Source organism: Pseudoalteromonas sp. 120-MNA-CIBAN-0494 (genome assembly GCF_040308885.1).
GTDB lineage: Bacteria > Pseudomonadota > Gammaproteobacteria > Enterobacterales > Alteromonadaceae > Pseudoalteromonas > Pseudoalteromonas nigrifaciens.
Genome location: NZ_JBEOOE010000130.1, coordinates 1 through 279, shown reverse-complemented (window position 1 = coordinate 279; position 279 = coordinate 1). Strand labels below are relative to the sequence as shown.

The 279-nt window shown below is 44.4% G+C and carries 1 protein-coding gene; it reads right to left on the bottom strand.

The features are described 5' to 3' along the window. Positions 1-279: IS66 family transposase zinc-finger binding domain-containing protein (locus tag AAEY55_RS18245; protein WP_350552651.1), on the bottom strand; the 279-nt coding region annotated here is incomplete at both ends.

Sequence of the window (279 nt, the reverse complement as noted above, 5' to 3'; positions counted from 1 at the left end):
CAATTGTTCATGCTCGCAATGTCTGCAAGCATATTTAAATTGTTTGTGCTTAATGACACTGACTTTCGCCGGAATAATCTTCACTTGCTCGCTGTCTTCACTACCACATTGATGTAGTTGTTCACCGCAACACTGACACGTTAACTCGGTTAAGGTGTGCTCAACTTCTTCTCGTTCAAAGTGCTCAGCCAGTATTTGTTTACCTTTCTTATGGTGTTTAGGCGGCTCAGTCGTTTTATGCTGCTCCGCTTCATTGAAGGTGCCCCGTGGGGCTTTTTC